Annotated in this window: 18 protein-coding genes; 8 read left to right on the top strand and 10 right to left on the bottom strand. The window is 62.5% G+C overall.

Annotated elements, in window-relative coordinates:
* Positions 1–81 precede the first annotated feature (81 nt).
* The 5 genes from AC3WL8_RS00730 to AC3WL8_RS00710 form a co-directional block, all read right to left on the bottom strand.
* Positions 82–1,083 (bottom strand): Bug family tripartite tricarboxylate transporter substrate binding protein, encoded by a 1,002-nt coding sequence (locus tag AC3WL8_RS00730; protein ID WP_492377755.1) that lies wholly within the window; start codon positions 1,081–1,083, stop codon positions 82–84.
* Between the two features lie 48 nt (positions 1,084–1,131).
* Positions 1,132–1,485 carry an NIPSNAP family protein gene (locus tag AC3WL8_RS00725; protein ID WP_492377754.1) on the bottom strand — a complete coding sequence of 118 codons (354 nt, stop codon included), beginning with the start codon at positions 1,483–1,485 and terminating at the stop codon, positions 1,132–1,134.
* Positions 1,475–3,247 carry an FAD-dependent oxidoreductase gene (locus tag AC3WL8_RS00720; RefSeq protein ID WP_492377753.1) on the bottom strand — a complete coding sequence of 591 codons (1,773 nt, stop codon included), beginning with the start codon at positions 3,245–3,247 and terminating at the stop codon, positions 1,475–1,477. The genes AC3WL8_RS00725 and AC3WL8_RS00720 overlap by 11 nt, the downstream gene beginning before the upstream one ends.
* 90 nt (positions 3,248–3,337) lie before the next feature.
* Entirely contained in the window at positions 3,338–3,766 is a 429-nt protein-coding gene (locus tag AC3WL8_RS00715; RefSeq protein ID WP_492377752.1) for a Zn-ribbon domain-containing OB-fold protein, read from the bottom strand.
* Entirely contained in the window at positions 3,763–5,016 is a 1,254-nt protein-coding gene (locus AC3WL8_RS00710) for a thiolase family protein (RefSeq protein WP_492377751.1), read from the bottom strand. The genes AC3WL8_RS00715 and AC3WL8_RS00710 overlap by 4 nt, the downstream gene beginning before the upstream one ends.
* A 184-nt stretch (positions 5,017–5,200) precedes the next feature.
* Here AC3WL8_RS00710 and AC3WL8_RS00705 point away from each other — a divergent pair, with 184 nt between their 5' ends.
* Entirely contained in the window at positions 5,201–6,490 is a 1,290-nt protein-coding gene (locus AC3WL8_RS00705; protein ID WP_492377750.1) for a CaiB/BaiF CoA transferase family protein, read from the top strand.
* A gap of 22 nt (positions 6,491–6,512) precedes the next feature.
* The gene (locus tag AC3WL8_RS00700; protein ID WP_492377749.1) at positions 6,513–7,634 is read left to right on the top strand and encodes a CaiB/BaiF CoA transferase family protein; all 1,122 of its coding nucleotides are present in this window, start codon (positions 6,513–6,515) and stop codon (positions 7,632–7,634) included.
* 381 nt (positions 7,635–8,015) lie between these two features.
* Here the strand turns inward: AC3WL8_RS00700 and AC3WL8_RS00695 are convergent, their stop codons facing one another.
* Positions 8,016–8,762, bottom strand: coding sequence for a FadR/GntR family transcriptional regulator (locus tag AC3WL8_RS00695; protein WP_492377748.1), 747 nt, complete (start codon positions 8,760–8,762; stop codon positions 8,016–8,018).
* A 368-nt stretch (positions 8,763–9,130) separates the two neighbouring features.
* Between AC3WL8_RS00695 and AC3WL8_RS00690 the strand changes: the two genes are divergently transcribed.
* The 6 genes from AC3WL8_RS00690 (at position 9,131) to AC3WL8_RS00665 (ending at position 14,667) form a co-directional block, all read left to right on the top strand.
* Positions 9,131–9,880, top strand: coding sequence for an electron transfer flavoprotein subunit beta/FixA family protein (locus tag AC3WL8_RS00690; RefSeq protein ID WP_492377747.1), 750 nt, complete (start codon positions 9,131–9,133; stop codon positions 9,878–9,880).
* A gap of 17 nt (positions 9,881–9,897) precedes the next feature.
* Positions 9,898–10,842 carry an electron transfer flavoprotein subunit alpha/FixB family protein gene (locus tag AC3WL8_RS00685; protein ID WP_492377746.1) on the top strand — a complete coding sequence of 315 codons (945 nt, stop codon included), beginning with the start codon at positions 9,898–9,900 and terminating at the stop codon, positions 10,840–10,842.
* A gap of 74 nt (positions 10,843–10,916) precedes the next feature.
* A complete protein-coding gene (locus tag AC3WL8_RS00680) occupies positions 10,917–12,320 on the top strand; it encodes an MmgE/PrpD family protein (protein ID WP_492377745.1) in 1,404 nt (467 codons plus the stop codon).
* Between the two features lie 59 nt (positions 12,321–12,379).
* Positions 12,380–13,345: a Bug family tripartite tricarboxylate transporter substrate binding protein gene (locus tag AC3WL8_RS00675; protein ID WP_492377744.1), complete on the top strand. Its 966-nt coding sequence runs from the start codon at positions 12,380–12,382 to the stop codon at positions 13,343–13,345.
* Positions 13,346–13,446: 101 nt separating this feature from the next.
* A complete protein-coding gene (locus AC3WL8_RS00670; RefSeq protein WP_492377743.1) occupies positions 13,447–13,938 on the top strand; it encodes a MaoC/PaaZ C-terminal domain-containing protein in 492 nt (163 codons plus the stop codon).
* Positions 13,939–13,983: 45 nt separating this feature from the next.
* Complete coding sequence (locus AC3WL8_RS00665; RefSeq protein WP_492377742.1) at positions 13,984–14,667, top strand: enoyl-CoA hydratase/isomerase family protein; 684 nt, start codon at positions 13,984–13,986, stop codon at positions 14,665–14,667.
* A 269-nt stretch (positions 14,668–14,936) separates the two neighbouring features.
* Here AC3WL8_RS00665 and AC3WL8_RS00660 read toward each other — a convergent pair whose 3' ends face one another.
* From AC3WL8_RS00660 to AC3WL8_RS00645, 4 genes are all read right to left on the bottom strand, one after another.
* Positions 14,937–15,833 carry an alpha/beta fold hydrolase gene (locus tag AC3WL8_RS00660; RefSeq protein WP_492377741.1) on the bottom strand — a complete coding sequence of 299 codons (897 nt, stop codon included), beginning with the start codon at positions 15,831–15,833 and terminating at the stop codon, positions 14,937–14,939.
* Positions 15,834–16,196: 363 nt separating this feature from the next.
* The gene (locus tag AC3WL8_RS00655; RefSeq protein WP_492377794.1) at positions 16,197–17,318 is read right to left on the bottom strand and encodes a porin; all 1,122 of its coding nucleotides are present in this window, start codon (positions 17,316–17,318) and stop codon (positions 16,197–16,199) included.
* 65 nt (positions 17,319–17,383) lie between these two features.
* Entirely contained in the window at positions 17,384–18,127 is a 744-nt protein-coding gene (locus AC3WL8_RS00650) for an ABC transporter ATP-binding protein (RefSeq protein WP_492377740.1), read from the bottom strand.
* Between the two features lie 9 nt (positions 18,128–18,136).
* Entirely contained in the window at positions 18,137–19,876 is a 1,740-nt protein-coding gene (locus tag AC3WL8_RS00645) for a branched-chain amino acid ABC transporter ATP-binding protein/permease (protein WP_492377793.1), read from the bottom strand.
* Positions 19,877–19,924: the final 48 nt, after the last annotated feature.

The raw sequence follows: 19,924 nt of genomic DNA, 5'->3' as shown, positions 1-19,924 counted from the left end.
GACCGGCGCAGGTTCAAGCCATGGTCATCATCAGTACCGCCTGCACGACAACGTCATGCAGGCTGCATTCGGGCCGGCGGCTCAGTCCGCCGTGATGTTGTGCTTGCGGATCACTTCCGCGAACTGGGCGTGCTCCGCGCGGAGCAGCTTGTCGAACGCCTGCGGGGTGGAAGGCTGGGCTACCGCTGCGTTGGCCAGGAGCTTGGCGCGAATGCCGGGGTCCTTCAGCACCTGCTGGACGGCCTGGTTGAGCTTGTCAATAACAGGCTGCGGCGTCTTTGCCGGCGCCATCAGGCCAAACCAGATCTCCGATTTGAAGCCCGGCAGAACCTCGCTGATCGGCTGCGCGTCGGGTGCCACTTCGGAACGCCCGGCGCTTGCCACGCCCAGCAGCTTCAGAGCGCCCGCCTTGACCTGGCCCAGCATCGTTGCCGACGGGCTGGTAAACAGCACCTGCGCTTCGCCTGAACGCACTGACATCGTGGTGTTCGCCTCCCCCCGGTACGGCACTTGAGTCATGCTCAGGCCGGCTGCCTGCGAAAGCAGGTGGGTGGCAAGGTTGCCGTACGAAGCCGGCCCAGCGGTGGCGTAGTTGAGCGTGTTGGGATGGCCCTTGGCATAGGCGAAGAACTCGCGCAGGTTGTTGGCCGGCATATCCTTGTTCACGACCAGCACCATTGGCATGGTGGTCACCGTCGAGATGGGCGCGAGGTCCTTGAGCGGATCGTAGCCAGCGGCTTTATTGAGCAGTGCCGCAATCAGCAGTCCGTTGTTCGGGTACAGCAAGGTATATCCGTCCGGCACGGCACGTGCCACAAAGGCCGCGCCGATCGCGCCGGATGCTCCTGCCCGGTTGTCGACGATGATGGGCTGCCCGAGTACCGCCGACAGTTTTTGGGAAATGGCGCGTACCTGGATATCGCTGGCTCCGCCAGCCGAGTACGGCACCACAATCGTGATTGGCTTGGCCGGATAGGCGTCCGCAGCGGTGACGGGTACCGAAGCACCCATGCAAGCGAGCGCGCAGGCGAAGCCGGCGGCAACACCGCGCGAGATCCGTGGGATGCGGGGGAGGAACTTCATCTATGTCTCCAGTATGTTTGTCAGGCTGGTCTTGCCGTTTGCCAGCCGTTATCGAAAGCTCGTCGGAATCGTGACGCCTGGCAGAGCGACCGAGCGGATTAAGCGCGTCTCCTGCGCGACAATGAGGTGTTCCGATGCCGCCAGGTACTCAGCGAACCTGGGGTGGGCATCACGTGCGCGCGAACGGCGCTCGTAGTCGGCGTGGTCCCGGTAGCCCCACAGGTGCACGAACTGGTTCTGCGGCCCGACATGGCTGACGTATGCGCCGAGCGGATTGCCCAGTGTTTCCAGCAAGATGGGCATTGCCATCTTGCTGAACACATCCAGGAACTCGTTCAACTTGCGCAGACGGATCGTGTAGATGCGGTGGTCGACGAGGGTGAGTGCGTTGTCAGGCTGCATGTGCCTTCTCCCTGCGCACGGCTTGCGGTGCCCGGCTGCCCGCCTGAGCATTCGCAACGCTGGCGATGTGCCGTCCGGTGATGTAGCCGAATGTCATGATGGGACCGAGCGTAATCCCCGCACCCGGATAGTTGCCGCCCATGATGCTGGCGCGGTCGTTGCCCACGGCGTAGAGACCGGCAATGGTGCTGCCGTCTTCGCGCAGCACGGCTCCCTCCACATTGGTGGCGATCCCGTCAAAGGTGCCGAGATCCCCCATCACTACCTTCAGGGCGTAGTAAGGGCCCTGTGCGATCGGCGCGACGCAGGGATTCGGCTTGTGGTCCGCGTCCCCGAGGTATCGGTTGAACGACGTGGTGCCCCGTCCGAACTGGCGATCCTCACCATGCTGCGCACCCGCGTTGTACTCACGCACAGTCTGCTCCAGCGCCGCGGCATCGATTCCGCATGCCTGCGCGAGCGCGGCCAGCGATCCGCCCCGCTTGAGATAGCCTTTGCGCAGCAATGGGCCGAGGGGCAGCGGCGCCGGCTTGGCGTAGCCCAGACCGTACTTCGAAATGGTGGCCTGGTCGCAGATCAGCCACATTGCGGTTTCCTGCTGGCCTGCACATGCACGGATCAGGGCCGCGCCCACGTCGTGGTATGAGTTCGATTCATTGGTAAACCGCTGACCGTTGCGCAAGACGCCAATTACGCCTGGCTTGTAGCGATCCAGCAGATGCGGAAACGCGACGTAGCGCCCGCCGCCCATCGGCACCTTCGATACCGGCATCCACGCCGCGGCGTCGCAGTAGCGCAGCGGCACCGTGCCGCCCGCCTCTTCCGCCAGGCGTGCGCCGTCGCCGGTGTTGGTGGCCGGCACCGGCGAAAAGTGCTCGCCGCCGCGCGCGACATGCGGGTAGGCCTTGCGCAGACGCTGGATGTCGTGGGAAAAGCCGCCACTGGCAAGCACGACACCGTGGCGGGCCCGGACCTCTACCTCACCGCCGTTACGCTTGACGATCGCGCCCGTCACTGCGCCGTCCTTGGTCACCAACCGGAGCGCGGGCGACGCGGTCCAGATGGGAACGCCGAGGTCCAGCGCCGATTTCGCCAGGCGCGCCGCCAGCGCGTTGCCGCTGGTGACGTTCACGCCGCGCCGATAGAGCACCAGTTCCTTGAGGTGGCTTGCGAGCCGCCTGGCAACATAGAAGAACGACTTCACCGACTTCGTCACGTTGAAGAAGTGCTTCAGGTCGGCATTCGACGAATTGAACATCATGCCGATGAACGTGATGGTCGATAGCGGCGGGCGCAAGCGCGACACGTCCTTGCCCAGTTCGCGAATATCAAACGGCGCCGCAAGGATGGAGCGGCCGACGTCAACGCCACCGAGCTGCGTGGGGTGGTAATCAGGGTACAGCGTCGGCACGAACTTCACGCTCGTCTCGCGCTCGAACCAATCGACCATCTTCGGGCCGTTGTCCAGGAACGCATCGACGGCGGCGGCATCGAGGGCTGATCCCGTTTCTGCCGCAAGATAGGCGCGCGCAGCTTCGCGAGTGTCCTTCTGGTTTGCACGGCGGGAGACCGGGTTACCGGGAATCCACAGCACACCGCCTGAAAAGGCGGTGGTGCCGCCAAACACGCTGTCTTTCTCCACGACCAAGACATCAAGGCCGTGCTTGCGGGCGGTGACAGCCGTGGAAAGGCCGCCGGCACCGGAACCGATCACCAGCAAATCGCAGTCGACCGTGTCCATGGACGAAGGGGTGTCGCGCATGGCGTAACTCCTGAGACAATGTAGAACAACAAGAACAAGAAACGTTGTGGCAGTGACGACGTTGCAGCGCTGCCGTCGCCAGTCCGGTCATCAGCGCTGGAGGGCGCGGGCGGCAAACAGGTCGCCATCCTGGTAGTGCAGCCTTACCATCTCCACGGCCATGCCGATACTCGGCGCCCCAGCTTCGGCTTCCAGCAGCTTGCAGGCAATGCGTATGCCGCAATCGAGATCAACGATGCAGACGCTGTACGGAGCTTCGTCCGCGAAGACGGTGGGCGCGGCGTGCACGCGGGTCCAGGAATAGATGACCCCGCGCGGGCTGAGATCGGTCCATTCGAGCGATTCGGACCAGCAATGCGGGCAGATGATTTGCGGCGGAAAGCTCTGCTTGCCACAGTCGCAGCATCCAGTGGTAATCCAGCGGCCTTGCGCAAGCGCGCTCCAGAACGGCTCAGTCGCCTTCGATATGCGCGGCGGATAAGCACGCGCGGCGGCGATGTCGACTCTCTCGAGCATCATTGAACTCCTTCGAACACGTGAACCAGCGCTGCGTTGTAGTTGCCCAGTTCCCCGGTTGCAACACCCCAATGGGCTCCCTTCACCTGGCGCTCACCTGCGCGGCCCCGCAACTGTTCCGCGATCTCCACGTAGTTGTAGAGCGACGTGACATAGGATGGATGACCGCGCGAAAGCAGACCACCAGACGTGGAGATAGGAATCCGTCCGCCAAGCGTGGTTTCTCCGTCAAGTGCAGCAATCGATCCCCGGCCACGCGGCACCAGACCGAGCGCCTCGCTGACCAGGATCTCGACAATCGTGCACGGGGCATAGAGCTCCGCCAGGTCAAGGTCCGAAGCCGTGATGCCCGCTTCGGCGTATGCCTGCGCCGAAGCCGCACGCGCCGCCTCGAAGCCGATCATGTCGTTGGGTACGTCGCTGATCTGGTGTGAGCCGTCATGTTGGAAACCCCTGCCCTGAATCAACACATAGGGGCGGCCGGTAGCCAGTGCAACATCCTCGCTTGCGAGCACCAGGCAGGCCGCGCCGTCGCCGCGTGGCGGCACGTCATACAGTCCCAGGGGCTCGACGATCGGGCGCTGTGCCAGCACCTCCTGCGCCGTGAGCGGCTTGCGGTACTGTGCCAGCGGGTTCAACGACGCGTGAAAGCGGTTCTTCACCGCCACGGCGGCCAGCTGCTCCTGCGTGGCGCCATGCTCGTGCATGTAGCGCGCGGCATCCATCGCGTACCACGAGATCGGCGTGAAGCCTGCCGGGACATGGAAGTCGACATCGCCGGTCGTCCGCATGCTGCTCATGGCATGCTCGGCTGCGGAAACCGCCGTTTCCATATTGATGCCGAGTGCCAGTGCGACCTTGGCCCTGCCTAGCAGGATTTCGTTGCATGCCTGGTCCAGCGCCAGGGCGGCCGTCATGCCATTCCCCATCACCTCGTGCACGGTGCCCCGGCATGCCAGCTTGAGCTTGCCGATCATGAACGTGTGCAGGTACTTCTGCCGCGTGTACGGACGCGGCAGCGTGAAGACCAGGCTCTCAATGTCACGCTTATCCACGCCGGCGTCGCGCGTTGCCTCCAGTACCAGCCGCAACAGGACCTCGTGCTCCAGCGTGTGGAGCTGCTCCGCATCAGCTGTCTGGTGGCGTCCAACTGGGATGGCACTCGCGCCGATGATCGCGACGCGTTTGGGCTTGCTCATTGCATTGTCTCCGCTTGCGCCGGCATCAAACCGACGATTCGAGCCGGAACTCATTTAGTCCAATGGTAGAACCAACGAGAGACGCTGTCAAATGAGAGGTTTACCCGCAAGCGTCAGAGATTGGCAATGAGCCCCTTAAGACACTCGTATGCACCGGACCTGCAGCCAAGACGGTTGACTGCCCTATGGCCATACATTACATTGGTTGAGCCATTGACACAAATTGGAGCAGGAGACCATGTTTAGCCAGACCTATATCGAAGAGCTGCCAGTGCGTGAGGCGCCAGCTCAGCCACGTGAGAGTGCCGTGAGCGGACTGAAAGTGGTTGATTTTTCGCACTTCATCGCAGGGCCGTTGGCGACAATGATCCTGGGGGACTTCGGCGCCGATGTGATCAAGATTGAGCGACCTGGGCGCGGGGAGGATTTCCGCTACTACCCGCCACTGGATCCGGCCTTGCCTGCGCAGGGCGGGCCGTACCTCTGGAGCAATCGGAACAAGCGCAGTCTCGCGCTCGACATCAAGACCGAGGAGGGCGTGAAGGTTGCGCTCGAGCTGATCGCCACTGCGGACGTCGTGGTCGAAAACTTTTCGAGCGGTGTCATGGAGCGCCTTGGATTGGGCTACGAGCGCTGCAAGCAGCTCAATCCACGCCTCATCTATTGTTCCATTTCCGCGTACGGGCGTACGGGGCCATATGCGGATCGACTTGGCTTCGACCCTGTCGTGCAGGCTGAGAGCGGTTACATGTCCATGAATGGCTACCCTGACCGTCCCGGCGTGCGCAGCGGGCCGGTGGTCATGGATATGGGGACGGCCCTGATGGCGAGCAATGCACTGCTGCTTGCCCTATTGGCACGCGAGCGCACCGGAAAGGGACAGTTTGTCGAGGTATCGCTATTTGATACCGCAGTAATGATGACGGGATTTGCCGGCATGCAGAACTTGCTGACTGGAAAGGACCCCCAGCGCCACGGCAACGCCACTCCGGATACGTGCCCTTCGGGGGTGTTTCACGCGGCGGACCGCCCCTTTTACCTGCATTGCGGGAACGACAAAATCTTTGCGCGCCTGTTCGGCGATGTCTTGGGACGCCCGGATATCGCGGCTCGTCCCGATCTGATGAGAAGCTTCGATCGGCTCAATCATCGCGAGGAACTGTTTGGAATCCTCAACGAGGCTTTTGCAGCGCAGCCTTGGAGCCACTGGCAGGCTAAGTTGCGCGCAGCCTCCGTGCCACACGGCGAAGTCCGTACACTTGGCGAGGCGTTGCGCTCTGGCGAGGCGCAGTCACGCGGTCTGACCACCCGTATTCCCCATCCCGTGAAAGGCTGGATTCCCAACATTGAATCACCGATGAGGCTATCCGAAACGCCTGCCGTGGTCCCACGTCCTGCGCCGGCAGTGGGCGAACACACGGCCGAAGTGCTACGCGAGGTCTTGCACTACGATCAGACGCGGATCTCGGAACTTGAGCGTTCAGGTGCGTTGGGTGCTGCGCCGGTTCGCGCAACGCAAGCCAGTTGACGCGAGTGAAGGGAGCCATATCTTGGACCAAACAAACACCACCCCACTGACGAAGGGCCCCTTGTCGGGGGTCCGGATCATTGAATTCGCGGGGCTCGGGCCTGGGCCGTTCGCCTGTATGCTCCTTGCGGACATGGGCGCCGACATTGTCCGTATTGACCGGCCGGGAGCCAGGCCCGTTCACCCGCAAGATCTCATTGGACGTGGCAGGCGCACCGTGCTGCTGGATCTGAAAAGCGCCAAGGATCGCGATCAAGTCCTGACGCTGCTGACCCACGCAGATGCGCTGGTCGAGGGCTTCCGCCCGGGGGTGATGGAACGCCTCGGCCTCGGGCCGGAGACCGTCGCGGCGCTGAATCCCAGGCTTGTCTATGGTCGCATGACCGGATGGGGACAAGACGGGCCGCTGTCGCAGACAGCCGGTCACGATATCAACTACATCGCTCTCACAGGTGCCCTCGCCGCGATCGGCGAGCGAGATGGCGGCCCGGTGCCGCCGCTCAATCTCGTCGGTGACTATGGCGGCGGCAGCTTATACCTGGCGATGGGCATCCTTGCTGCGCTGATTGAGGCGCGCAGCTCTGGCCGCGGGCAGGTGGTGGACGCCGCCATCTGCGACGGCGCGCTTTCGCTGATGAGCCTGGCGCAGGGACACAGGCTGCGTGGGCTCTACAGTGAACGCCGCGGCGACAATATGCTCGATGGCGGCGCGCCATACTACGCGGTGTACCGCGCTGCCGACGGCGAATACGTCTGCATCGGCGCCATCGAACCACAGTTCTTCGCGCTGCTGTGCGAGCGCATCGGGGTGGATCCGGCGCTGCGCGACGCACAACACGACCGGACCCGATGGCCGGCACTGAGAGCGGAGCTGGCGCAGATCTTTTCCCAACGCAGCCGGGCAGAATGGGCCGCCTTGCTCGGAGATACCGATGCGTGTTTTGCTCCCGTGCTGACGCTGAGCGAGGCTGCGCACCATCCGCATCTGCTCGCGCGCGAGGCGTTCGTCGATGTCGGCGGCGTGCCTCATCCGGCGCCGGCGCCGCGATTCTCGAGAACGCCTTCGTCGGTCGCCTATACCGACGCGTCAGAGCCGCTCACCTGTGACCAGGTCCTTTCGGGCTGGATTGCGAAGGCCAGGTGACGGACGCGGCGTCCACGGCTCGGTCGTAGCCCGTCACAGGGAGCAGGCCACACAGGTACTTGCACCCTGTAGCCGGTAGCTATTTTCCTGTATCGGTGCCGAAGCCGCCTTCGAACGGACAGGGCCCTGACTGCCGCACCCCGGGGTCTTCCATGACTCCCAAAGGCGAATGTGATTCGGCGAAATTGTCCGTCGCCCGGCGGACTACATCTGCGCAGGCTGCAGTGAAGACGAGTGGGAAGAAGCCTTGTGGACGAGCGGGTACTTAGAGACGCTATCAAAATGAAGCGAAGCGGTTCTGGCTAGGCGCGCGGCCGCAGACAGTACAAGTAAGTACGGCAAGGCCGCGCAACGACGCCAGAATCATTTTGATAGCGTCTCTTAGCCCTGACTCTTGATCTGCGACAGGTAGTAACGGTGCACGCGTCGAAGATGAGCCGCCATCTCGTTGGCGGCCTCGTCCGCGTTGCGCTCCGCCAGTAATTTGAGAAGCCGGCGCCGCGAGGGGAGCACGAAGCGGTTCTCGCTATATCCGATCTGGGCAACGAACTCGGCCATGACTTTCAGGATCGCCTCCATCGTGAGAATCAGGATGGGGTTGCCGGAGATCTTGACGAGGAGACTATGGAACTCGAGATGTATGCGTGCACGCTCTTCGAAGTTGCCAGCCTTCTGTGCGGCCTCGGCAGCTGCCACGTTAGCCTGCAGTGCCTCAAGGTCCGCTTCGGTTGCCTTCACGCAAACGTCGCGAACCACCAGGTCGGCAAGCATGACTCGCGCCTCGGTCAGTTGCTCCGGTGTGATCGACCCGAGATAGTAGAGGTCCCGCAGGCCGGTAATGACGACATCCTTGTCGCCCTTTTTGATGAACGCGCCGCCAGTCGCCCCCTTCCTGAGTTCGATGAGCCCGGAAATCTCCAGCGCGCGCAGGGCTTCGCGCAAAGTGTTGCGGCTTACACCGAAACGCACGCAAAGGTCACGCTCCGGCGGGAGCTTCTGACCCGGCTTCAGCCGCCCTGCCATGACTTCTTGCCGGATTTGCCTGGCGATCTCGTCGAGCGCGCGGCTGACCGAGATTGGTTCAAAGGCTGCTTCTTCGGCAACGGCAGCTTGCCCGGTTTGGTCCATGTTCTGGTGCCTTTCCACTGCTTTACCCTCTTCTGCTCACGCGAAATGCGCTTTCGCAATGCGTTACCGTCACTTCACAATTCTAGTATATCGCAGCCAATACATCCATTGATATGACCAATGACCCGTCTGAGCCTGCCGTGGGTAGCGCCGTCCCTGGCTTCGCTCCGGCCCTCCTAAGGGGAAGCACCAACATTTGACTCATTGACGCACAATCTATCCGCAAACTATCATTGGATCAACCAATGATAGTTTGCGGAAGTCAAAAAAAACAAAAGACTTCAGTCGATATGTCTTGGTGTCATCGTCAGCCCCGCATGCGTCCAATCGCTGCGCCTGGCGGGTTTGGTCAACAGCTGAGTGAACGCATGAAAGTATTGGTCGCAGTCAAGCGGGTGGTGGATTACAACGTCAAGGTCCGCGTCAAGGCGGACGGCACCGGCGTGGATCTGGCCAACGTCAAGATGAGCATGAACCCCTTTGACGAAATCGCCGTCGAAGAGGCCGTGCGCCTGAAGGAAGCCGGTGTTGCCACCGAAGTCATCGCCGTCTCGTGCGGCGTGACCCAGTGTCAGGAAACCCTGCGCACCGCCATGGCCATCGGTGCCGACCGCGGCATCCTGGTGGAGTCGAATGAAGACCTGCAGCCGCTGGCCGTGGCCAAGCTGCTCAAGGCACTGATCGACAAGGAACAACCGCAGCTGGTGATCCTGGGCAAGCAGGCCATCGACGACGATTCGAACCAGACCGGCCAGATGGTGGCCGCACTGGCGGGCCTGCCACAAGCTACCTTCGCCTCGAAGGTGGTGGTGGCGGATGGCAAGGCATCGGTGACCCGTGAAGTGGACGGCGGCCTGGAAACGCTGTCGATCAAGCTGCCGGCCGTGGTAACGACCGACCTGCGCCTGAACGAGCCGCGCTACGTCACGCTGCCGAACATCATGAAGGCCAAGAAGAAACAACTCGATACCGTCAAGCCGGAAGACCTCGGCGTGGACGTCAAGCCGCGCCTGTCGACCCTGAAGGTGGTCGAGCCGCCCAAGCGCAGCGCGGGTGTGATGGTGCCGGACGTTGCGACGCTGGTGCAGAAGCTGAAGAACGAAGCCAAAGTTATCTGAGCGCGGGGAGATAGAACATGACTGCACTCGTCATTGCTGAACACGACAATCAATCCATCAAGGCCGCCACGCTGAACACCGTGACGGCTGCTGCCCAGTGCGGCGGCGATGTCCACGTGCTGGTGGCCGGTTCCAACGCCAAGGCCGCGGCCGACGCCGCCACCAAGATCGCCGGCGTGAGCAAGGTCCTGCTGGCCGACGCTGCCTACTTCGGCGACGGCCTGGCCGAGAACGTGGCCGAGCAGGCGCTGGCGCTGGTGGCAAATGCGGCCAACGGCTACAGCCACATCCTGGCTCCGGCTACCCCGTACGGCAAGAACATCCTGCCGCGCGTGGCTGCCAAGCTGGACGTGGCCCAGATTTCGGAAATCTCCAGGGTCGACGCCCCGGACACCTTCGAGCGTCCGATCTACGCCGGCAACGCCATTGCCACGGTGAAGTCGGCCGACAAGATCAAGGTCATCACCGTGCGCGGCACGGCGTTCGACGCCGCCGCCGCTGAAGGCGGCTCGGCTGCCGTCGAGAACCTGCCGGCCGTGGCCGACCAGGGCATCTCGCAATTCGTTTCGCGCGAAGTGGCCAAGAGCGACCGTCCGGAACTGACCGCCGCCAAGATCATCGTCTCCGGTGGCCGTGGCGTGGGCTCGGGCGAGAACTACACCAAGGTGCTGACGCCGCTGGCCGATAAGCTGGGTGCCGCCCTGGGCGCCTCGCGTGCTGCCGTGGACGCCGGCTTCGTGCCGAACGACTACCAGGTCGGCCAGACCGGCAAGATCGTCGCGCCGCAACTGTACATCGCCGTCGGTATTTCCGGCGCGATCCAGCATCTGGCCGGCATGAAAGATTCCAAGGTGATCGTCGCGATCAACAAGGACGCCGAAGCCCCGATCTTCGCGGTGGCGGACTACGGCCTCGTTGGCGACCTGAACACCGTCGTGCCGGAGTTGGCGGCAGCCGTCTGACAATCGCTGCCCACGACCCCGCATAGACGAGACTTGCCGCATCTACGCTCCTTGTGAACTCATGGACCACCATCATGACTTCGATCACTGCTGACGCCATGTTCCTCGACAAGCTCCATGCGCGCGCCGCCCAATGCCGCTTCGACAAGCTGCCCGATGCGGTCGTCACCCAGGCAAAGCTTTGCATTCTTGACACCATTGGCTGCATCGTCGCCGGCATGCAGGCCGACGAATCCAGGCTGGTAGCCAGGTCGTCCGGCGCACCGAGCCAGGGCGATGACCACGCTTCCGTATTTGTCCATGGCAGCAAGATGCCAATCGCAGCGGCCGTCATTGCCAACGGCTATGCCGGCGACATCCTCGAGCTAAACGATCTGATCGGCGGCCACGCGAGCATCGGTTGCGTGACTGCGGCTCTCGCGACGGCTGAAGCGGTTGGCGCGAGTGGCCGCCAGCTGATTGAAGCCGTGGTGCGCGCCATCGAATTGACCAGCGCTGTCTACGCTGCCGTGTATCCATCGCTGAAACCGTATAGCGAAGTGGGTCTGACCCCCGTCGGGCTGCCATCCTCTGTCGGCGCAGCAGCAGCCGTAGCACATTTGCGCGGCCTGGATAACGAACAGGCTCGCCACGCGCTGGCAATTTCCGGGGCACTGGCGGGCTGGTGTCCTGCGGAGGTCATCTTCCGCCAGGGAGGCACCGTGAAGCCGATGTTGTTCGGTGCGCAGCCTGCGGCCACCGCAGTCGCTGCGGTCCAGTATGCCAGCCACGGCATGACGGGACCGCTTCGTCTATTTGACGGTGACCTTGGGTACTTCTCGACGGTATCCACAAACGATTGTCAGAACGTGCGCGAGGTGTCGGAAGGCTGGGCATTGCTCGCCCCACGTCGCAAGCTTCATGCCTGCTGCGGCTATATCCATTCCGCAGTCGATGCACTTATCGCCTTGCGGCGTGACTGGCAGGGTGAGCTCGCCGGGTGCGACATTGAGGTCAGGCTCCCAGCCTATGTGCACGAGGCGGTGGCCAAGAGCGAAGCGCCACACACGGCGAACGAGGCGCGCTTTGATATCCGCTATTGCCTGGCGCTCGCGGCTTGCGGGTTCGATGTCATCCTGCCCAGACACAGTCTCGACCATCGCGGGTATCTCAACCGGCCCGATGTGCGCGCGGTCATGCCGAACATCGTTGCCGTCGCCGATCCGGCTCTGCACCACTATGAGCGCTGCCACGTCTCCATTCAGCATCGGCACACGGGTCGGTCGCAGTCTATGTACCAGGATGCGCCGCGCGGGGCACCCTCGAACCCACTCAGCCCGAGCGATCTGGTGGAAAAGTTTGTGGCGCTGGTCTCCTGGTGCATCTCGCCCGATAGCGCGCTTGCCTATGCAAAGCGCGTGCTGGCCCTCGAAGACGAGCCTGGCAGTGATTGGCTTGTCTGCGCATTGCAAGCGAATCAAGGCGCCCGTTGCGCCTGACGTAGACGCACTGATCCCTGTAACACGCCACCAGGCGAGAACGAGAGAGGTCGCAGGACATGAGAACAGCTTTTTTTGCGGGTATTGCAATAGCGATGAGCATGGCATGCGCTGGCGTGTCTGCCGAGCCCGCCTACCCAAGCCGGCCGATCCGGATCATCGTGCCATTCACGGCGGGATCGACGTCCGACATCACTGCGCGCGCCGTGGCGGCGCGGATTGGACCGCCGCTCGGACAGCCGGTCATTATCGAGAATCGTCCTGGCGCGAATGGAGTGCTTGGCATGCAGGCCGCCGCCCGCAGCACTCCAGACGGCTATACCCTGGTCCTGTCGAGTGCGTCCTCGACGATGGTGCCGCCCGCCTTGCTCAAGGCGCCGCCCTTCGATCCCCGCAAGCACTTCACGCCCATCTCGCTGGTAGCCGCCACGCCGTTGCTGCTGGTGACTCGCAAGGACTCCTCGATCAACTCCATTTCCGATCTCATCGCACAAGCGAAACAGGCACCAGGCACCGTGACCTATGGCAGTTCGGCCGGTCTCTATCAGCTCGCGATGGAATCCCTCAATCAACTGGCGGGAACGGACATCGCCCCCATCCCGTACAAAGGCCCCGCTGAAGCTGAAACCGATCTGGTTGGCGGCAGGCTTACTGTCGCTCCTGACTCTGTTGGCCCGATCCTACCCCATATCCGAAGTGGCCGCGTCAAGCCTCTTGCAATGCTGAGCGCAAAGCGCTCCAATGCACTGCCCGATACCCCTACCATGCGGGAGCTCGGCTACAAGGACTTCGATTTCACCGGCTGGCTTGGCCTGCTTGCACCGGCGGGAACGCCGCCAGAGATTGTCCGGCGGCTAAACATGGAGGTTGTAAAGGCGGTCGAATCCGGCGAAGTACTACGCCAGTTCTCCCTGCTCGGGATCGAGGCCAAGTCGTCGACACCCGAGGCCTACGCATCCTTGATCGCTCGTGACACAGCCCGCTATTTACGCATTGCGGAGCTTGCTCGCATTGAAAAGCAGTAGCTACCGCCGGCCCGACCAAACAAAGCCCTTCCTCGCATGGTCCATGCGTCTTCGGATGCATGGAACGCTCTTTTGCCTAACCTCAATTCCTGGATTACGCAATGACTGATAACGCAGCCCAATATCAACCACGTGGCCTCTATTTCGAGGATTTTGAGATCGGCAAGACGATCGTTACTTCCCGCCGCACTGTCACCCTGACTGATATTGTCAACTTCGCTTGCCTGTCAGGCGACCACAACGCCCCTCATATCGATCACGAGTTCTGCAAGACGCAACCCTATGGAGAGCCGATTGCGCACGGCCCCCTTGTGCTTGCAATCGCAGGCGGACTCCAGTGCCTGAGCGGAATCAATGACGGCACGATCGTCGCGATGCTCGGTCTGGACAAGTGGCGTATGCACCTTCCGGTCAAGGCAGGCGACACCATCCAGGTTTTCATCACGCCAACGGAGAAGACGCTGACCAGCAGCGGCAAGCAGGGCATCGTGATCTGTGATCGCATCGTCAAGAACCAACGCGCAGAGACAGTGCACTCCATGGTGATTTCGCTCATGTACAAATGTCGGCCGACCGAAGAACAGGCTCGGTAACAACAACGATGCAATGACCGAACGGCAACTATTGGAGACAATCCCGTGCACCAGGTCTTTGGATGCGTTCTATACGAACAGCGAGACAGTGTAGCGATCCTTACGCTCAACCGCACTGAACGTAGCAACGCGCTCGGCGGCACATTACGCGATGACATCGTCGCGGCCATGGCAACGGCGAACGACAATGATCAGGTGCGCGTGATAGTCCTGACAGGTGCCGGCAAGGCCTTTTGCGCCGGCGGTGATCTGCGCGAGATCTATAGTCGCGTAACCGAGGGCCGTCCCCTGGCTGACAAGATCGAACCGCCTCGCGATCGAACGCTGCTGGCAATCTATGAAGCATGCAAGCCAGTCATCGCGGCTGTCAATGGCCCCGCCATGGGCGCCGGCATGAATCTCGCGCTGGCGGCGGATATTCGCATAGCGTCGCGCACAGCCATCTTCTCGCAATCCCATGTCAAGCGAGGGCTGATGCCCGACTACGGTGGCACCTACCTCCGGCCAACTATCGTGGGTCAATCAAAGGCGTTCGAACTGATTTACACGGGTGCCGTGGTCGATGCGGACGACGCTCTTCGCTTGCAGATCGTCAGTCAAGTCGTCGAGCCTGAGGATCTGATGGATGCCGCGATGGTCTTGGCGCGGCGCATCGTGCTGAATGCCCCCCTGCCGATCCGGCTAGCCAAGCGCGCCGTTCAGGCTGGCCTGGGGCCCTCCGTTTCTTGACGGAGAATCCCTCTGGTTCCTCAGTGTGAACCGGAACGGTCAGCGACGTGGTGGTGCCCAGATGCTCGAGCGACGCTTTCTTCGGGGCCTCCCCGACTTTTGCACGTTCTCGGCTACGCATGAGGCAGCACAGAAGCGGCGCCGCATCGGCCGGACCAGCATGGCGTAAGCCACGACCGGCTCGGCAAGCCAGAAGCCGTCGTCGAGCTGGCGACTGGCCACAAGCGGGCATTTCGGTAGCCAGCAAACGATGCGGGGCAGTTCCGTTGTTACGGCTTTCCTGCGCTAAAGAATTTCTCTAGTGCTTGCGTCGTTTGCGTCGGGGATTCTTCCGGAAGGAAGTGTCCCCCAGGGACCGAGTGACCAGCGACATCCGTCGCCCAGTCCTCCCATATGCTGAGCGGATTCGCCTTGCTTGCGGACCCATGCTCACCCCAAAGCACCAAGAGCGGTTGTCGGATACGGCGCCCTGCAGCACGGTCGGCACCATCGGCTGTCAGATCATGGAGCCAGCTTTCACGGTAATCCTCGCATGTTGCATGCAATGTTTCCGGCTCGCGAAATGTCACCAAATAGTCTTCTATTGCGGACTCGGGGAAGCGGAAGCCTGGTGCGGCCCAGTTGTGCAAGAGAATGTCGAGCAGTACATCGGTCTTTCCAGCGAGCAGGCGCTCCGGTACTGGCGACGGTTGCGCCAAGAGTGTCCAGTGGAACAACGAGCGCATCGCCAGCGCATTCGCTTCCGCTACGTTGGCCGTTGGCACGATATCAAGTACGGCGATCCGCTCTACCACGTCAGGATGGTCGAGAGCGAGGCGGTATGCAACACGGCCTCCGCGATCATGACCAGCGACCATGAAGCGCGAGAACCCCAAGCCACGCATGACAGCCACCTGATCGTTCGCCATCATCCGCTTCGAATACAGTCCGGAGCCAGGCACGGCGGCCGGCTTGTCCGACCGGCCGTATCCGCGAAGATCAGGTACTACAACAGTGAAACTGCGAGCCAGAGCCGGCGCAACGCTTGCCCAGGCCATGCGCGACTGCGGGTAGCCATGCAGCAGCAGCAACGGAGGACCATCTCCACCGACCAACACATCGATCGTGACACCATCTCCCGGTAGGCGGTGGCGGGTGAAACCTTCAATCAAACCTTCAGCTTTCATTATGCAGAGACCCCTTATTCGATCGTCCCATGACGGTGCACAGTTCAGGGAGGTTGTTGGCGGCGGGGGAGTGGACAGCGCTGACCACGCTGCCCTGTCGCGCCGGCTTGCCGGCCAGCGCCGCGCACGAATTGGCGAAGGTCTGCGGCGTTGCGCCAACATTCATCGCAGGGGTCATCTCCGCCGCCACGCGCGCTTAAGACCATCAGAAGCGATGCGCCCAGAGCGAGCCGCGTCGGGGTGTTTGCACGAGGGGTCAGACGGCCCAGCGAGTAGAAAGTGGGTATGTAAACACGGTTGTCTCCGGATACGCCCATGTGATTGCGAAGTAGGCCGAGGGGCGCTCTCGGCCTACCTGTAAGCTCAAAATACGTGCTTGACGCCGAGCATGGTGCCAAACTGGTTGCCACCAGGCGCGGGGGCGCTGCCAGCCGCCCCGCTACTTACAGACAAGGCGAGCTGACCACCGTTATCGATAAAGCCCGCGGTTGCGTAGACAGATGTTCGCTTCGAGAAAGTGTACGATGCGCGCGCGGCATACAGTATGGCCTTATTGTCGCTGTTATGGAACTTCAAATAATAGACCTGCCCGGATACGGTGAACGCGGGAGTGATGTCATAAGACGCGCCGCCGTACCAAAGGTCGCTGCGAGGCGTGCTACTGCCTTCGTTGTCACGTCGGATCAAGCCAGCACCGATCTTTGCCCCGTCCAGCAGGACATAGCCGCCGACTGAAAGTCGGTCATCTTTGAAGCCGCTATTCGTCAAGCCGCCAAATGCCCCCGCGCCGCCACGCAACGAGTCATAGACGGCTGACACCCCCCATACCTTGGTCGCGTATTGAATCATCGCGGACCATTCCCGGCATGCCGACTTGTCGCCTGGATTTTCCCCGGCGCAGTTGGTGCCGACCGGGCTGGGCCCGGCATTGACTGCGTCGCGACCAAAGCTGTAGCTACCTCCCACGGTCAGGCCGCCGAGTGTCCCCTTGTAGGTGACAGCGTTGTCCGCGCGTGCATTGGGCAAGTAGCTGTCGAGCGACCCGGATCCATATACGTTCGGACCCAGAATGTCGGAATCAAGCGTTCCCCAAAAGGTCATCGTGTACTGACGTCCGAAGGCGACTTGCCCCCAAGACCCAGCCAGACCAACCAATGCTTGTCGCCCGAACAAGCGCCCTCCTTGCCCCAAAGTTCCGGAATCGGGCGCAAAGCCGGACTCGAGGACGAATACACTCTTCAGCCCAGAACCAAGGTCTTCTGTCCCGCGCAGCCCCCAACGCGAGGGGACCGTGCCGGTAACATTAGGCATACGAAACACATTGTCTTTGGCTACGCCCACGTTGTTCACGTACTCAATGCCGGTATCGACCACGCTATACACCGTTACCGACGATTGCGCCTGCACCAGGCCTGGCGCAAGCGCAATCGCAGTCATTCCAACGAGCGCAGCGTGAGACTTAAATCCCGTTCGCTTCAACTTCATTGCAGACATCCCCTCTTTCCTGCGGGTGATAATTCTTTTCGTCTACAAGCCATGGGTCAGCCTTGTCAGGCCGCTTTCTTGGCAAGCCCCAAATATGTCTCGATCACTTTGGGATTGCGCTCCAGTTCCTCCGCCGGCCCTTCCATTGCCATGTCCCCGGTCTCGATCACATAGCCATAGTCCGCCACCTGCAGCGCGGCGCGCGCGTTCTGCTCGATCAGCAGCGTGGCCACGCCGGTCTGGCGCAGGTTGCTGATGATGTGGAAGATCTCCTTCACGATCAACGGCGCCAGGCCAAGGCTGGGCTCGTCCAGCATCAGCAGCTGCGGCTTGGCCATCAGGGCGCGGCCCACCGCCAGCATCTGGCGCTCGCCGCCGGAGAGCGTGCCGGCGTCCTGCCGGGCTCGCTCGCGCAGGCGCGGGAACAGGTCGTAGACCACGTCCATCTGGTCCAGGTAGTTCTTCTCCCCGGCGTGCTTGCGGCGGAAGGCGCCAAGCTGCAGGTTGTCCTCCACCGTCATCGACCCAAACAGCTCGCGCTTCTCCGGCACCAGGCACATGCCGCGCGCGACGCGGCCTTCGACCGGAATGCCGGCCATATCATGCCCGAGGTAGTTCACCGTCCCCGTCGCCGAGCCGCTGACCGGCAGCGCACCCATCACGGCATTGAGCATGGTCGACTTGCCGGCGCCGTTCGGGCCGATCACGGTGACGATCTTGCCCGCCTCGACCTTGAGGTTGGCGCCGTGCACCGCTTCCACTTTGCCGTAGCGGACGTGGAGGTCCTTCACTTCCAGGATCAGGCTCATATCAGTTCCTTACTCCACGCCGCCCAGGTACGCTTCCAGCACCGCGGGGTTCTTCTGCACTTCCTCCGGCACGCCTTCGGCGATGCGCGTACCAAATTCCATCACCACCAGGCGATCGGTCAGGTTCATCACGAAGTCCATGTCGTGCTCGACCAGCAGCACGCTCATGCCCTCGCCCTTGAGTTTGCGCAGCAGTTCGGCCAGCGCCTGCTTCTCCTTGTAGCGCAGGCCCGCGGCGGGCTCGTCGAGCAGCAGCAGCGCCGGGTCGCAGCACAGTGCGCGCGCGATCTCCAGGATCCGCTGCTGGCCCAGCGCGAGGCTGCCGGCTTCCATGTACATGCAGTCGGCCAGGCCCACGCGTTCAAGCTGGCGCTTCGCTTCGAACAGCAGCTTCTCTTCCTCGGCCTTGTTCATGCGCAGGATCGCCGCCGAGACGCCACCCTGGGCGCGGAAGTCGCCGCGCAGGTGCGCGCCGATGGCCACGTTCTCGAGCACCGTCATGGTCGGCAGCAAATGCACATGCTGGAAGGTGCGGCCGATGCCGCGCTTGACGATCTCGCGCGACGGCAGGCCCGAGATCAGCTCGCCGCGGTAGCGCACTTCTCCGCGCGTGACCGGCAGCACGCCCGTCACCAGGTTGAAGGTGGTGGACTTGCCGGCACCGTTGGGGCCGATCAGTCCGATGATCTCGCCGGCGCGCACCTGGAAGCTGACATCGTTGACCGCGACCAGCCCGCCGAACTCCTTGCGCGCGGCGCGCACATCGAGGATCAGCTCGCCCGCCTCGGGCTTCTGGCGCACGGCCAGTGCCTCGGCCTGCGCCGGCGCCAGCACCGGCGGGCCCGACGGGACTAGGCGACGCAGGAACGGCCAGATGCCATCGCGCGCGTACTGCAGCAGCAGCACCAGCAGCACGCCGAAGACGATGATTTCGAAGTTGCCGTTGGCACCGAGCAGCTTGGGCAGCACGCCCTGCAGCACATCCTTCAGGATGGTCAGGATGCCCGCACCTAATACTGCGCCCCATACGTGGCCGACGCCGCCGACCACTGTCATGAAGAGATATTCGATACCGTAGTTGAGGCCGAACGGCGTCGGGTTCACCGCGCGCTGCAGGTGCGCATACAGAAAGCCCGATACGCACGCGAGGATCGCCGCGACGACAAAGATCGCCACTTTCATCCACGCGGTATTGACCCCCATCGCCTCGGCCATTACACCACCGCCTTTCAGTGCGCGGATAGCGCGGCCCGGACGCGAGTTCAGCAGGTTCTGCATCGCCAGCACGGACACCAGCACCACCGCCCAGATCAGGTAGAACATCGAGCGGCCCGATTGCAGCTCGATGCCGAAGAACGACAGCACCGGAATACCGTTCAGCCCGTCATATTTGCCCAGGAACTCCAGGTTGCCGAATAGGAAGAACAGCGACAGGCCCCACGCGATCGTCGCCAGCGGCAGGTAGTGCCCGGACATGCGCATCGTGATCAGCCCGATTACATAGGCCGAGGCCACCGTGATCACCAGCCCAAGCAGCAGCCCGAACCACGGCGACAGCCCGAACTGCGTGGTCAGGTACGCGGTGCTGTACGCGCCCAGCCCCACGAACGCGGCCTGCCCGAACGAGGTCATGCCACCCACGCCGGTCAGCAGCACCAGCCCGATCGCCACGATGCTGTACAGACCGACGTAGTTGCCTAACGTGATCCAGAATTCCGGCGTGGGCAGTACCGGCAGCAGCAGGAGCATCGCCAGCAGCAACCAGCAGACGATGCTCCGTGCGCCGATCGCGTAGGA

The sequence above is a fragment of the Cupriavidus sp. FW305-F7 genome (assembly GCF_058782875.1).
Note: the sequence above shows the minus strand (reverse complement) of the source record. Positions and strands in the feature narration are given on the sequence as shown.

What these genes read in the sequence shown, in the direction of transcription:
- AC3WL8_RS00730 (WP_492377755.1), bottom strand. Translation starts at nt 1,083, where the DNA reads ATGAAGTTCCTCCCCCGCATCCCACGGATCTCGCGCGGTGTTGCCGCC.
- AC3WL8_RS00725 (WP_492377754.1), bottom strand. Translation starts at nt 1,485, where the DNA reads ATGCAGCCTGACAACGCACTCACCCTCGTCGACCACCGCATCTACACG.
- AC3WL8_RS00720 (WP_492377753.1), bottom strand. Translation starts at nt 3,247, where the DNA reads ATGCGCGACACCCCTTCGTCCATGGACACGGTCGACTGCGATTTGCTG.
- AC3WL8_RS00715 (WP_492377752.1), bottom strand. Translation starts at nt 3,766, where the DNA reads ATGATGCTCGAGAGAGTCGACATCGCCGCCGCGCGTGCTTATCCGCCG.
- AC3WL8_RS00710 (WP_492377751.1), bottom strand. Translation starts at nt 5,016, where the DNA reads ATGAGTTCCGGCTCGAATCGTCGGTTTGATGCCGGCGCAAGCGGAGAC.
- AC3WL8_RS00705 (WP_492377750.1), top strand. Translation starts at nt 5,201, where the DNA reads ATGTTTAGCCAGACCTATATCGAAGAGCTGCCAGTGCGTGAGGCGCCA.
- AC3WL8_RS00695 (WP_492377748.1), bottom strand. Translation starts at nt 8,762, where the DNA reads ATGGACCAAACCGGGCAAGCTGCCGTTGCCGAAGAAGCAGCCTTTGAA.
- AC3WL8_RS00690 (WP_492377747.1), top strand. Translation starts at nt 9,131, where the DNA reads ATGAAAGTATTGGTCGCAGTCAAGCGGGTGGTGGATTACAACGTCAAG.
- AC3WL8_RS00685 (WP_492377746.1), top strand. Translation starts at nt 9,898, where the DNA reads ATGACTGCACTCGTCATTGCTGAACACGACAATCAATCCATCAAGGCC.
- AC3WL8_RS00680 (WP_492377745.1), top strand. Translation starts at nt 10,917, where the DNA reads ATGACTTCGATCACTGCTGACGCCATGTTCCTCGACAAGCTCCATGCG.
- AC3WL8_RS00675 (WP_492377744.1), top strand. Translation starts at nt 12,380, where the DNA reads ATGAGAACAGCTTTTTTTGCGGGTATTGCAATAGCGATGAGCATGGCA.
- AC3WL8_RS00670 (WP_492377743.1), top strand. Translation starts at nt 13,447, where the DNA reads ATGACTGATAACGCAGCCCAATATCAACCACGTGGCCTCTATTTCGAG.
- AC3WL8_RS00660 (WP_492377741.1), bottom strand. Translation starts at nt 15,833, where the DNA reads ATGAAAGCTGAAGGTTTGATTGAAGGTTTCACCCGCCACCGCCTACCG.
- AC3WL8_RS00655 (WP_492377794.1), bottom strand. Translation starts at nt 17,318, where the DNA reads ATGAAGTTGAAGCGAACGGGATTTAAGTCTCACGCTGCGCTCGTTGGA.
- AC3WL8_RS00650 (WP_492377740.1), bottom strand. Translation starts at nt 18,127, where the DNA reads ATGAGCCTGATCCTGGAAGTGAAGGACCTCCACGTCCGCTACGGCAAA.
- AC3WL8_RS00645 (WP_492377793.1), bottom strand. Translation starts at nt 19,876, where the DNA reads ATGCTCCTGCTGCTGCCGGTACTGCCCACGCCGGAATTCTGGATCACG.